The organism is Metabacillus sp. FJAT-52054, from assembly GCF_037201815.1.
Taxonomy (GTDB): domain Bacteria; phylum Bacillota; class Bacilli; order Bacillales; family Bacillaceae; genus Metabacillus_B; species Metabacillus_B sediminis.
The window spans coordinates 190,523-203,894 of sequence record NZ_CP147407.1 but is presented as its reverse complement, the minus strand read 5'-3'; the positions used below and the strand labels follow the sequence as shown (position 1 = coordinate 203,894).

13 protein-coding genes and 2 pseudogenes are annotated in these 13,372 nt (G+C 43.6%); 3 read left to right on the top strand and 12 right to left on the bottom strand.

The window, feature by feature from the left end:
- Positions 1-91: 91 nt before the first annotated feature.
- From WCV65_RS01150 to WCV65_RS01135, 4 genes are all read right to left on the bottom strand, one after another.
- On the bottom strand, positions 92-451 hold the full coding sequence (locus WCV65_RS01150) for an MmcQ/YjbR family DNA-binding protein (protein WP_338779395.1): 360 nt from the start codon (positions 449-451) through the stop codon (positions 92-94).
- Between the two features lie 130 nt (positions 452-581).
- The gene (locus WCV65_RS01145) at positions 582-1,724 is read right to left on the bottom strand and encodes a mannitol-1-phosphate 5-dehydrogenase (protein ID WP_338779394.1); all 1,143 of its coding nucleotides are present in this window, start codon (positions 1,722-1,724) and stop codon (positions 582-584) included.
- 5 nt (positions 1,725-1,729) lie between these two features.
- On the bottom strand, positions 1,730-3,820 hold the full coding sequence (locus tag WCV65_RS01140) for a BglG family transcription antiterminator (protein WP_338779393.1): 2,091 nt from the start codon (positions 3,818-3,820) through the stop codon (positions 1,730-1,732).
- 79 nt (positions 3,821-3,899) lie between these two features.
- A complete protein-coding gene (locus WCV65_RS01135; protein ID WP_338779392.1) occupies positions 3,900-5,810 on the bottom strand; it encodes a PTS mannitol transporter subunit IICBA in 1,911 nt (636 codons plus the stop codon).
- A 179-nt stretch (positions 5,811-5,989) separates the two neighbouring features.
- Here WCV65_RS01135 and WCV65_RS01130 point away from each other — a divergent pair, with 179 nt between their 5' ends.
- The 3 genes from WCV65_RS01130 to gvpT all read left to right on the top strand — a co-directional run bounded on the left by WCV65_RS01130 (position 5,990) and on the right by gvpT (position 8,110).
- Positions 5,990-6,571: a cupin domain-containing protein gene (locus WCV65_RS01130; RefSeq protein ID WP_338779389.1), complete on the top strand. Its 582-nt coding sequence runs from the start codon at positions 5,990-5,992 to the stop codon at positions 6,569-6,571.
- Positions 6,572-7,057: 486 nt separating this feature from the next.
- Positions 7,058-7,399 (top strand): general stress protein, encoded by a 342-nt coding sequence (locus tag WCV65_RS01125; protein ID WP_035410116.1) that lies wholly within the window; start codon positions 7,058-7,060, stop codon positions 7,397-7,399.
- A 69-nt stretch (positions 7,400-7,468) separates the two neighbouring features.
- On the top strand, positions 7,469-8,110 hold the full coding sequence (gvpT, locus tag WCV65_RS01120; protein WP_338779387.1) for a GvpT/GvpP family gas vesicle accessory protein: 642 nt from the start codon (positions 7,469-7,471) through the stop codon (positions 8,108-8,110).
- A gap of 82 nt (positions 8,111-8,192) precedes the next feature.
- Here gvpT and WCV65_RS01115 read toward each other — a convergent pair.
- The 8 genes and pseudogenes from WCV65_RS01115 to WCV65_RS01080 all read right to left on the bottom strand — a co-directional run.
- Positions 8,193-8,540: pseudogene (locus tag WCV65_RS01115) on the bottom strand (GGDEF domain-containing protein); the annotation flags it as partial.
- 93 nt (positions 8,541-8,633) lie between these two features.
- Positions 8,634-9,434 (bottom strand): class D beta-lactamase, encoded by an 801-nt coding sequence (blaOXA, locus tag WCV65_RS01110; protein ID WP_338779385.1) that lies wholly within the window; start codon positions 9,432-9,434, stop codon positions 8,634-8,636.
- A gap of 111 nt (positions 9,435-9,545) precedes the next feature.
- The gene (locus tag WCV65_RS01105; protein WP_338779383.1) at positions 9,546-10,214 is read right to left on the bottom strand and encodes an FHA domain-containing protein; all 669 of its coding nucleotides are present in this window, start codon (positions 10,212-10,214) and stop codon (positions 9,546-9,548) included.
- A gap of 146 nt (positions 10,215-10,360) precedes the next feature.
- On the bottom strand, positions 10,361-10,513 hold the full coding sequence (locus tag WCV65_RS01100) for a YpzG family protein (RefSeq protein WP_082883884.1): 153 nt from the start codon (positions 10,511-10,513) through the stop codon (positions 10,361-10,363).
- Between the two features lie 333 nt (positions 10,514-10,846).
- Positions 10,847-11,266, bottom strand: a complete 420-nt coding sequence (locus WCV65_RS01095; protein ID WP_338779382.1) for a YbaN family protein — start codon at positions 11,264-11,266, stop codon at positions 10,847-10,849.
- A gap of 182 nt (positions 11,267-11,448) precedes the next feature.
- A pseudogene (locus tag WCV65_RS01090) lies at positions 11,449-11,613 on the bottom strand (DUF6440 family protein); the annotation flags it as partial.
- A gap of 83 nt (positions 11,614-11,696) precedes the next feature.
- On the bottom strand, positions 11,697-12,443 hold the full coding sequence (locus WCV65_RS01085) for an ABC transporter permease (RefSeq protein ID WP_338779381.1): 747 nt from the start codon (positions 12,441-12,443) through the stop codon (positions 11,697-11,699).
- Positions 12,440-13,294: an ABC transporter ATP-binding protein gene (locus tag WCV65_RS01080; RefSeq protein ID WP_338779380.1), complete on the bottom strand. Its 855-nt coding sequence runs from the start codon at positions 13,292-13,294 to the stop codon at positions 12,440-12,442. Before WCV65_RS01080 ends, WCV65_RS01085 begins: the two co-directional genes overlap by 4 nt.
- Between the last annotated feature and the right edge of the window lie 78 nt (positions 13,295-13,372).

Genomic DNA, 13,372 nt, shown 5'->3' with positions numbered 1-13,372 from the left:
CATCCATCTTTAGATTGCGGAAGAGCGAGGGGTTTTATCCTGTTTTTGTTTTTGTCAGAGAATCAATAGAACCGATAAGAGAATGTTGCGCTCACTCAGAAACAATTTCTCTTTGGACTTTCTTCGGCAGCTTGTCAAAAACCAATTGATAGGAATGTTCGATTAAGCTTTCAGCAAAATCATTCGGCAAAGAGGCATCAAGGTAGATGGAATTCCAGTGGGTTTTGTTCATGTAATAGCCCGGTATAATGCCCTCATATTCTTCCCTTAATTCCTCAGCCCGAACTGGATCGCACTTTAATGTGATAATCGGCTTTCCCTTTGCATCGCTTCCAAGCATAGCAAACATTTTTCCTCCAACATGATAGCGGTCTGCCTGCCAATCCGGCTGGTAATCATGGAAAGCGCCTTTCTGAGATTTGCACAATGCATCAAGGTGGTCCTTATTCATTGTATTGCCTCCTTTGCTTCTGCTGATTTTTAGGTAACTCTGCTTCTATTATAGAAAAAGGAGAGAACATCGTCTTTATAAAAAAACCGCTTCCCCCGTATACTCCGGTAGAAGCGGCAAAGCCTGCTGTTTATTTTTTCAGCTGTTCGTACTGAGCAGCGATCTCTTTCACTAATGAGCTGTTCGGATCAAGCTTGCTTACCTCAGTCAGAACGTGCTCGACACCATGCTCGCTGATCATCTTCTGCAGTTCAACAGATTCGGAATCATCCTTCACATCAAAAAAAAGAGCCGCAGCAATGGCTTTCGCCAGGTTTTCAGTTGGCAATCCGAGACGGGCAGACTCTCTTGCCGGTTTGACAAGGCGGTCTTCTGATCCAAGCTTGCGGAGCGGGGACCGCCCAACCCTTGATACGCCATCATGAAGGTAGGGATTTTGAAAGCGGCCGATGATTTTTTCGATATACTTGCCGTGCTCGCCCTGGTCCAGTCCGTATGTTTTTACTAAGTATGCACCCGTCTCTTTCAGTGTGTTTTTGACCTGAACGGAAATGGTTTCGTCATTGAGAGCTTCATCAATGGTTTTTTTCCCTGCAAGCCACCCAAAATAGGCGGTAACAGCATGTCCGGTGTTTACAGTGAAGAGCTTTCTTTCGATGAATGGAGCAAGGTCCGGAACGGTAATCATCCCATCTACATTCGGAATTTCCTGATCCGTCTCAACGACCCACTCATAATACGTTTCTACGAGGACATCTAGTGAGCCCTGGTTGTTTTGAATCGGAACAATTCTGTCCACAGCGGAATTGAAGAAAAATACCCGGCCTTCAAGCATTCCCTTCGTCTCTTCATCCAGCTGCTCAAGGATATGTCCTTTTAAAATATCCGTTGCACCAATTTGGTTCTCACAGGCAATGATATAAAAAGGCGCTTCATTTTCTTTTAAGCGCTTCACGATTCCCTTTGCAATCAGCGGGGCGATTCTCGGAAGAATATTCGGGCCGATCGCCGTTGTAACATATTCAGCCTGTCCAATCGCTTCAATTACTTCATCTTCCTGCTTCATATTGTTCAAACCGGAAACATTTGTGATTTCCAGCACTTCCTGTGGATCTGCCGCTGTTTTTACCTTATAGCTATTTTCCTCATTCAGCTTGTTAATGATGTCATCTGCAATATCCACAAATGTTACGTGGTAGCCTGATTGAGAAAATAGGGCCCCGATAAAGCCTCTGCCTATGTTTCCTGCGCCAAAATGAATCGTGTTTTTCATCTTCATCATTCCTTTATCCGTTTATTTTGTACGTAAGCGTAAAACGTTTCTTCTAATTTCCGGCGGATCATCTGTCCATTCGAGGAAGAAAAGATGAGCATATTTTCTTTGCTTTCTACAATGGCGGTACTAATTAAGCTGACAATTTCAAACTGCCTGGGCCGTAAATTCATCGGAGCTATGAGGAGCAGGATGTTTCTCGCCTGCATATCATTCCGGTCCATCCCTTTGATTTGATAAGGCTCATCGAGATGGACAACCCGGAAGATGAGCTCCTTGACCCCATCATGCCTGGCATGAAAAAGCGCCATGTTTGTATCCGGAATCCCAAGACCCGCTTGCCGCTCCCGTGCCAGCAGCTGTTCCGCTACTGCCTTCGCTCCTGTCAGCAGGCCCTCTGCTTCGCATTCGAGTGCCATTTCTTCCAAAAGATGATGATGACTATCGGCCTTTTTCCGGTCAGTAACCGCTAAATTCTTTAAAATCATCCGAATCGAAGTGTGGATATCCTCCATCTCCTGCAAAAGGACCTCAAGGGAAGAAGATGATTCCATCGTTTCCTGAAAAGCCTTCGGCAAATTTTGGTCCGCATAATGCTGCTTGCTTGTGAACGTTTGAATATGTTCCCCTAAGAAGTGCCGAATCGATTCAATATCCTCATCTGTCAGCAATGGGTTGACCAGCACGTAGCTCTGCTGAAAAAACGGCAGCCGGACGGTCGATATGACCAAGTCAAATTTCTGCAAATCGATTTCCTGAATTTCTTTTAGGGAGGCAACCTCAATGGATGAAATCTCTGCCATTTCCTTCTTGATCCGGCTGGCGAGCATCTTGGATGTTCCAATGCCGGTCGGGCATACAACGAGGGCCCGAATGGACAACTCCTCTTTTCTTAGCTCAAGCGCCGATCCAAAGTGCAGAACAATATACGCTATTTCATCGGGTGGAAACTTGATGTCGCCAAATTCTAATTCAAGACTTTTCTCCACTGCCATATAAAGAACCGGATACTTCTTTTTAATATCGTCTGTCAAAGGATTAAAGGATGCCAGTCCCTGCTGAATCCGGAATAGCGACGGTTCCATATGGGCGAATAATCCTTGAAACAAAGAGAAATCCGAGGTTAAATCGATGTTCAATTTTTGAGAAACATGCTGAATGGTTCTCTTAATGGAACGGCCAATCACGACGCTGTCATAGTAAACCTCTTCGGCTTCCTGGACTCGGGATCCTCTCCAGATGACAGATAGAAAATGAATTTCCGGCTCATCCAAAACAATTGAAAAAGCATTCTCTATTCCGCGGCTGACCTCTTTCATCCTCTTATACTCTTCATATTCATGGATGTAAGAGTCTTCTTCTCCCTCAGGCAGCCGGAACCCGCCTTCATGCCTTTGGACCGTGATGCAAATATGGACAATGAGGGCGATATACGCACTATCCGCGAGCTTTAAATAGCCATTGTTCTGAACGCTTAATTGTTCATCTACTGCTCTTAAGTACGCCGCGTTAAAGTAATGAAGCACCTTTTGATCCTTATTTTCCGTCTGACTCAGGCGAAAAACATTTTCAATCAATTCTTCATTAAAATACATAAGGAAAAAGCTGGCCAGCGCTTTTCTTTTGGAATCCTCACGCGCAATAAGCTCCACCCCTACTCCTTTTTTTCTGGATAGCTCGATTCCGAAGCTGCTGAGCCAGCCTGAAAGTTCGTCCATATAGGTGACAAGGGTCGTGACGCTGATTCCAAGATCATTCGCGAGCGGAGCAAGCTTAATGGCCTCTTTCTCTTCCATTAATTCAATCAAAATGAGTAATTTTCTTTCTTCAGCTGTCAGATCGACAAGCTTGATATTCACCATCATCTGAACAAGCTTGAAGATATTCTCATTCTTTCCGGTAATGGAAAGGCCCTTGTCCTGTGACTTCGAAAGGGAAAGATCAAACCGGTTTAGAATCGGTTCAATGTTTTTCAGATCCCGCTGCACGGTTCTGACACTGACATGAAGAAAAGCAGCAATGGAATGAGCGGTATGTTTGCCTGACGTCTTAATAATGAGCTCTATTATTGCTTTTTCCCTGGAGGTAACAAACATAACATCCCTCATTTCAAGCGGACAATTTTTATGTAAAACAGGAATAGAAAGGTGGATTCCACCTTTCTATTCCCTTCTATTATTTATTTAGTCCTCCGATTACATCCATCAATTCTTCCTTCGTGGATGCGGATGCCATTTTTTCAATGTTCTCCATATCCGAGCAGGTTACAGCAATACCTGAGAGAATTTCAAGATGTGTTCCATCTTTTCCGGCAATTCCGAATAGAAGACGTACCTTTTGTCCTCCGAAATCAACGCCATCCGGAATTTGAAGAATGGTCACACCGGATTTGATCACATCTTTCTTGGCGTCCTCTGTACCATGAGGAATCGCCACATCATTCCCCATATAGGTAGATGTCATTTCATCTCTTGCAATCATAGCCTCAATATAGGATTCCTTCACGTAGCCACCATCCACTAAAACACGGCCGGCAAAACGAATCGCTTCGTCCTTGTCCATAAAACGCTGATTTAGGAAGATGTTTTCTTTTAGAAGGACATCTGAATTGGAAGCTGGCTCTTCAACCGGAGCTGAAGCAGGAGCTTCTTCAACCGGAGCCTCTTCATTGGATCCATTTTTCAAACGGTCTACCAATTTATCGTATTCAGGACTCGCAAGGAAGCTGTCGACTGAAATGTGATACGCATTGGGAACCTTATTTTTCGCTCTCGGAGTCAATTCTTCCTGTGTAATCACAATTTCAGCATCACTAGGAAGATTGGAAATCGCCGAGTTTACAGAGGTAATGCTTAATCCCGCTTCTTTAAATTTCTTTCTCAAAATCGATGCACCCATCGCACTTGAGCCCATTCCGGCATCACATGCGAAGATAACTTTGTTTACATTCTGCGGGAATTCGCCGGCTGGAGCAGAAGAAGCAAACGTGCTTGCAACACTGCTTTTCTTGCCTTTCATTTCCTGCATTTTGTTTGCTGCATCTTCAATGCTTGTCTCTTTGTCTTTGCTTGTTTTCAAGACAAGAGCAGAAACGATGAAAGAAACGGCTGCAGCGACGAGGACTCCTAAAATATTAGCAATGTATGTTCCGCCGTCCTTTGGTGTTGCAAGCAAAATCGCGATAATGCTTCCCGGTGATGCTGGAGCAGAAAGACCTCCGCCAAATAGGACAAGGGTGAACACACCACTCATACCGCCAAGAATTGCGGCTACAAAAAGCATTGGTTTCATTAAAATATAAGGGAAATAAATTTCATGTATTCCGCCCAGGAATTGAATGATGGCAGCTCCCGGTGCAGATTGTTTAGCCGAGCCTTTGCCAAAGAACGTATAGGCAAGAAGAATTCCAAGTCCCGGACCAGGATTCGCTTCAAGCAGGAACAGAACGGATTGTCCATGCTGCTTTGCCTGCTCCAATGCAATCGGAGACAATACCCCGTGGTTAATTGCGTTATTTAAGAAAAGAACTTTTGCCGGTTCAATCAGAATGCTGGTCAGAGGAAGAATTCCCAGTCCTACCATCCAGTCTACTCCTGCTACCAGAATTCCTGTGAACGCTGATACCGCAGGTCCTACACCTACTAAAGAGAGCAGTGCTAGAATACCGCCGATAATTCCGACAGAGAAGTTATTCACCAGCATTTCAAAGCCGGCTTTTACCTTTCCTTCAACCCACTGATCAAATTTCTTAATCGCGTAACCGCCAAGAGGTCCCATAATCATGGCACCGAGGAACATCGGAATGCCTGATCCTACAATGACACCCATTGTGGCGATCGCACCGACTACGCCTCCGCGCTGATCATGAATCAGCTTACCTCCGGTGTAACCGATAAGCAATGGAAGCAAATACGTAACCATTGGATCTACAAGCTTGGCGAACCCTTCATTCGGCAGCCAGCCGGTAGGAATAAATAATGCCGTAATCAAACCCCAGGCGATAAATGCACCGATATTCGGCATTACCATTGAGCTTAGGAAGTTGCCGAACTTCTGAACGCCAACTTTTATATTATTTTGAGCCATATGCGCTCTTCCTTTCTATTATATATCTTGATTTAAGTGTACTTTATAAAACGCTTTCATTCAAACGATTAGGAAATATGACTTTGTCGCAGCATAGCGTGTCAAAACTTTTGTTCAGGAACCAATCTGGGCGAATGTACATATTCTGTCTTCAGAGAGGTTTTGTCAGGAGGGGACAAATGATGTACGAGAGCCAGGCTTCAATGCAGTTTGCGTTTGACATGCACAATAGCTTCCTTTTTAAAAAGAACGATGAAAACTACATTACCATTATGGGATCTAAACAGCTGAACACCATTAAGACATCCCTGCTTGATATCTTCTTGAGCAAAGGGAACCTCGTAGAACCGCACTACCACCAAAATGCAGCGGAACTCGTCTACTGCATATCAGGCTCTGCTGACGTTTCCATTTTAAATCCCTTTACAAAGCAGCTCCTTACCTATCGAATCTCCCCTCAGCAAGTCGCTAATGTCCCCCAAGGATGGTGGCACTATGAACAAGCTATAGAGGATCACACACATCTTCTTGCCATCTTTAACGCATCGAACCCCGAAGTGGTCCTCGGCTCCGACATCCTGAAATTCACTCCGGCAAGCATCATGTCACAAACGTATTGTATCAGCGAAAACGAATGGAAGCAGGTAACAGAGCCCGTCAGGCCCAGTACGTATATCGGACCTTATGAAGACTGTACAGGAGAGGAAAGAACCGCTTCGATTGACTATTTTCAGCCGCCTCATTATTGGGGAGCCAGATAGAACTTGTTCAAGAAAAGGGGCTGTCTAATAAGCCCTGCAGAGAGGAAATGATTGAAACTAAAACCCCCTGAACGCTTTTGTGTGAGAATTAATAGGGTTTTGGTTTTTACATATGTACTTTTGAACACTTATTGTTCAGGCTGTGATTGGAGCGGAAGGTGCGCGACTCCGTGCTGAGAGCAGCGGGACAGATGAGACCCCACAGGCGCTTGCGCCGCGGAGGCTCACCGCCCGCCCAAGGATAAGCAAGCATCCTGCAGCGGAAATCCGCCAAAACCAATCCAATTTAAAATGCGATAGACGTTTTGAAAACTTACTTTATGGACGGCCCCTTTTTCTGCTTCCGCTAAATCTTCCTAAATTGACAGGACCTTCCTGCCAAAACAAAGGACTTTTCACTCATATTTTATTAAAGTATTGGGAATACCTCTTTTATTGGTTTATGTTCCTGGCATTGGGGAAACTCTTTTTCAGGAGGCGATATATATGAGTCCGAAATTCAAGTTATTCCATAATGACGAACATTTAAAAGAATCCATTGATAAAATTCGCAAAGACGGGGTGCGCGATGAGGATATTTATATCCTTTCCCATGACAATGACCATGTAAGACGTTCAAGAAAGGAAACAGACGCCAATAAGGTAGGCGTAAAGGTGACCGGTCTAGGAACGGCTACAAAAAATATATTCAGAAGCAAAGACGACAAACTCGTCGTTAAGATGCAAAAAATCGGCTTTGACACAAAAAAAGCCGAGGAACTGGAAGAAGAATTGGATAAAGGAAAAGTACTATTAATCGTAACTAATCAGGATGAAGTTTCGTTCTAAGAGGTCTTGGAAAAAGACCTTCTCTTTTGAATAAATGATATACCTAATAGCTCACGGAGGCGAAAAACAATGAATAAATCAAAACTTGCAAAAGATATGTTCAAAGGCGGTACGGTGAAACGCACAGTGGCCGGGGGAATCTTAGGAGCAACAGTCGGCTATTTTGCCACACCTGAACGCAGCAAAAAACTTCTGTCTCTTATGGGAAATGAAGCTCTTAAAAACGCCGGCATAAACGCAGACATGGAAGATGTGACAAGCAAGCTTGACCGCTTCAAAGGCGTTGGAGAAAAATCCAAAAAGGCCATCGGCAAACTGAATTTCATGAAAAAACGCAAAAAAGAGGACAACGAATTCCCTGAAAATGAAGATGAACAGGAAATGAGCTCTGAGGATGAAGAGTACGACGAAAGTGACTATGAAGAGAACACAAATGATCAGGATGATAACAGCTACGATTCTGATGACGAAAACGAAGATGAGGAAAACGAAGATTACAATTCATTAAAAGAAGAAAAGAAGAGACTGCAGGAGCAAATGAAAGAGCTTGAAGCAAAAATGAGCAAGTACGAAGACGAAGACGAAAATGAAGACAAGGAAGAAGAAGAATACACGGGCCGTGAAAAAAACAGCAGCGCTTCTGATGAGGAAGAAGAAGAAAAAGATACGGTTCTATCGAGTAATGATGATACATCTGCAGTGAAAAATTAAGACACCTGATACGGCCTGATCCATCCTGATCAGGTTTTTTATTTGGATAAACAGGCATGAAGCCATGAGCTCGATTGTCCGCTCAAATCGCCTGCTCGAATATTTTCACGCAATTTCTCCCCTTTCTTTTGGCTGCATACAGAGCGCCATCTGCTTCCCGCACCAGCTTTTTAATGGATTCCCCCGGCATTGCTTGAAGCGAAGAAATCCCGAAGCTAGATGTTACACGAATTTCCTTATCACCAGCCTTTATACCGCACTCCGATACTTTTCCCCGAATGGTATTGGCAAGATGATAGGCATCCTCAAGAGAGGCATCCGGTATACAAATAATAAATTCTTCTCCCCCATAACGGCCCGCTATTTCCTTGTCTCCCAAGATTTCTTTTACCACACCAGCCACACTCGTTAATACATCATCCCCTGCTTCGTGCCCATATGTATGACTCTACATCAAAAAAGGCCCGGAAAACCGGACCCATTTTCAGGATTCCATCAATTACAAATGCTTTTACTAATAGATTTAATTCGTAATCAGCTTATATTTCTGCAAAATGCTTCTCGTTATCTTTTTTGCTTCCGCTGAGGTTCCATCAATATGGGCAGCAAACGTATAGGTACTCTTTCCAGATTCGATGATTCCCACATACCAGCCCTTTCCTGCCCCTTGTCCGGTTTTTGCATAAATCGTGTAATGCTTACCTTCTTCCTGAACCATCATCCGTTTTACTGTATTCATCACGGCAGCATCGAAAGGCAGTTCTTCCTTGTACAGCGATTCCATAAATTCAGTCTGCTCCAGCGGTGATATTTTAAGAGTGCTGTTCAGCCAGAACTGGTCAATTCCACCGCTGATATCCTTATTACCATAAGAGATTTTGTCTACCCACTCTTTCATCCTTTGCTCTCCGATATCCCGGGCCATCGCCTGATAGTACCACACCACCGAATATCTCATTCCTGAACCTAATGTATGATCCTGATTCCATACAGGAATCTCCCGTTCCACTCCATCCCAGTATTTGATGTCGTACTCATCCTCAACGGCTTTCGTTTGAAGGCCAATCAGAGCGTTCGGAACCTTAAAAGTAGATTCTGGAGCCGTTCTTTCCTTTGCACGACTTTCGTTGAAAACAAAGGTCCGGTCTTTTTTTACTTCGTGAAGAACAAATGTCCCCGGATGAGAGGCAAAAAACTCTTCTGCCTCAAGCTTTCTGATCTCCTCCTTAACAGCAAGTGCTTCAGCGTCAGGTTTCACCCATATTGCCAGAATCACTGCTGCTGCCAAAGCAGCAAAAATCATTTGCTTTTTGAACTTTTTCATTCTCCTCTTCCTCCTCTTTTGTTTTTACAGCCTCATTCTATCAGCCGGAAATCTGTAAAAACATAGAAAGAAAATAGAATTCATCTAATAAAATTCTTAATTTTCAGTTAATTATTTTTCAAGCATATACCCTGCTCCTGGTGCCGTAACAATCTTTTTGCCGAATTTGCCGAGCTTTTTACGGAGCCGGTAAACGAGCGCACTCAGCTCTTCCTGCCCAACCTCATGAACCATCCCGCTGTTATCTGAAAATCTTTCAGGCCAAATTCGTTTTTTTATTTCATCATAACTGACCACTTTATCACAATGTTCCTCCAGGAAAAGCAACAGCTCCATATACTTTCCGTTAAGCCGCAACGGTTGCCCCTGGATCAGGACTAAGCGCTTTTCTCTGCAGATCTTAAGCACATGCCGTTCAGGGCAGATCAGGTCCTTTGTTGTTTCAAGCCCGTCTTCACACTGATTAATAAAGGTCAGCTTTACTGCCCCTTTCGCAAGGGAGATAAAGTCCTGATCCCCCAACGGAATCTGCTGAAGCGGCTCTAGGGAAAGACCGTTCACTTCTACACCGTGCTTGCTTTTTAGGTTGGTAATGGTATAGGTTCCATTTTCGCATTGAATGACCGCATGTTTTCTGGATATGTACGGATTGGAGAAATGCACGTCCAGATGATTTCCTTCAGACAACCGTCCAATCAGCATTCTGTTTCGCTTAAACGGGATGAAGGCGCCCTGAGCAAAACCGTGCCCTTCCTCCACTCTAAGACATGCATGAAGCAAAAAAACAACCTCCCCACTTTGCTTTTGTTCTTTTCATTATAACAGCAGTTATAAAAAGAAGGGCGAACAAAAAGAAGACCTGGATTGAACTCCAGGCCTTCCTCTGTCTTGCCGATTTCCAATCCTTCTATCATAACGCTATTTCCTTACCAGCGATGGGCTTTGGCATTGCTTCGCAAAATGATGTTGGTCTGCGACATCTCGGTATGACCGCACACCTGCGATTTCGAACGCTTTGGCCTTGTCCAATTATGATGAAACTGGGCTGAATGCTGGTCTAACTGGTCTCGGTAACTCATTCGCTAATCACCTCGTAGTTAGGATCTAGTGCCTTGATATTCGGAGGAATATCTTGTATAGGTTATGTCTTTTGCGGAAAATTATTAGCGGCGGAAATATTTTAGCCTGAATTACTTTAAAGCGTAGGCAGCAAAACGAATTTAAACAAACGCTTGTTTAAAAAAACAGGACTGAGGAAAAGTTTATGATAAAGTTTTGTACATCATGCTGATAAATAATTATGATCTGCATAAGAAAGTATTTCCTCATCATGGGTAAACAAAAAAAAGAGAGCTCTGACCGCTCCCCCTTCGCTTTGTATTCAACTTTATTACTCCGCCGCCACCGCTGCTTCACATGGATTCAGACTTCTTTGAAGCCTCGCGATCCCCCGGGTGGAGCGTCTTAATTTTATAAATAAAATAATAATGTTTATATAAAGCAAGAACAATCAGCAAAATTCTCACTAAAAGAATGTCCACATATAACACAGAAACCAATATAAAAAAATCCGCTATCACATTGATCCTGATTTTCTCCGCCAGGCTCATCCCTTTTTTCTGCAGGAATGCCAGAACGTATTTTTTATAAACCCAGGTATCCTTAAACCAGCGGTCAATTCTCTTTGAACTTTTCGCAAAGCAAAAGGCAGCGATTAAGTAAAAAGGACCTCCTGGCAGAACAGGAAGGAACGTTCCTGCAGTCCCAATCACCAAGGCTATTGATCCAATTGAAACCAACAGGATCATTTTAATCATTTTAATCGTGTTCATGGAATCTCCCCTGCAGCTTGATCGTAATCTTTCTCTTCACTTTATCAAAGAAATACGAAACCTCCAAAGCTTATACCTGATTAAAAATATGGAAATTCAATTTTGTATATGTTTATGCCAGTCCTTTTATTTCAGGAACTAAAAAAGAACGAATCATAAAGACCCGTTCCATTGATCTGGGATTACTTATCAGCATCCTCTATCATTTCCACTATTGGTTCACCTTTCTCATCAAGCAGGGGGGTGAGTCCGCTGCCCTGTGGGTTCCATGTATGCAAATAGTTTACTCCTGTTTGACGGTCAACGAGAATATAAATCAGGCCGTGCTGATAATTTTGGACCATCTTTTCATCGAAACGCTTTTCCGTTTTTTACCAAACATGAATAATCACCTCCTTTAATGATCATTTCCGCAAGAACAACCAGTACCTTAACGATCCAACCCGTTTTTCTTATAGGCGTAAACAAAAATCCCTAATGCAGCAGCCAGCCAGCCGATGAGGACACTAATGTCGGTGGCATTCCATATATAGCCGCTCTCAGAAACGATACCGTTCACATAGTTTGTCAGCACCCCTGTGTAGGTATAGTCCAATATGGCGGACAAATCCTCCTGGAAAAGCTTCACTGCAGGTACGGAAGTCAAAAGCAAGGTGATCGGCATGCTCAATAAGGAAGCCTGCGCCTGGTTTTTTGAGAAAATTCCAATAATATACCCTATGATCAGGCTGATCAGGCTCGCTGCAGTTGTCATGATGAAGAAGGTTCCAAATGGGATGTTCCCAAATGAAGACCCGCTCACAGGAATCATCAGCAGATTGACCAGGATTAACAGCAGAAAAGGAGGCAACAGTGTCCCTATCAAGTACTCCAGGCCATTTACAGAGGACGTCATGAGTACTCTCAATGTGTTCTTTTCCTTTTCTTCTGCTAATGGAGCACTGCTCATAGAGATTCCAGCTATGGCGATGTTGAAAATAATCCCGAAGCTCAGGGCGAATGCATTCGTTGAAAAGGATACTCCTTCATTGTTTACATCTACATCCGGCATAATATTTTTAATGACAAATACAAATCCCAAAGCGAGAATCGGCCCTAACATGACTCCCGTATTATTCAGCAGCGTCTGAAATTTCATAGCCGTGATGGCTCTGACTTTTTTTACTGAAATCCTCAAAGCAATTCCCTCCCCGTCAGTTCCAGGAACACTTTTTCTAATGTCGGTTCATTGGAATGAATCGTAACAAGCTCGCCAGCGGCTATCCACTGCTGGATCTTTTCCCCTGTTTCCTCAGAGTGAGGCAGCATAAATTCCCGCTCGTCCTCTAATCGAATCTGATACTGTTTATTCCGATTGTACTTGAGGCACAGCGCTTTAGGGGCTCCATGCTCTACTATTACCCCATTATGAAGAAGAGCAATTTGATCACATAGTTTAGCCGCCTCGTCCATGTTGTGGGTCGTAAGAAAAATGGCCGTCCCCGATTCTTTCAGCTCCAGCAGCAATTCGTGTACAGATGTAGCTGTACTCGGGTCTAAACCGCTCGTCGGTTCATCCAAGAAGAGCACCTTTGGCTCATGCAAGATGGCTCTGGCCAGAACCAGCCGCTGAGTCATTCCCTTCGAAAGCTTACCGGCAATTTTATTTTTATGCCCGAACAGCCCCACTCTTTTCAGAAGAACATCAATCCGTTCCATCTCTACTCCTAAAATCCTGGCGAACAGCTTCAAGTTGCTGTAAACGGTCATTCTTTCATATAATCCACTGTTATCTGTAACAATGCCGACTTGTTCGTAAATGCTTTCGTTTATTTGTTCGATGGGTTTTCCTAATACCGTTGCTTTTCCTGAAGTTTGCGCCAATTGTCCGGTTAGTATTTTAATCGTGGTTGTTTTCCCTGATCCAGAGGGGCCCAGAAATCCAAATATTTCACCAGATTGGACTGAGAAACTAAGTTTTTTTAATGCCGGTTCGTTTTTGAACTGCTTGGATAACTGTTCAGCATCAATCACTGTATGTCTTTCCATTTACTCCACTCCCTTAAAAAAAAGTTGGGCGTTTGATGAAGCTTCCCATCTGTTTTACAGTTTAGTACTGATCAAGGG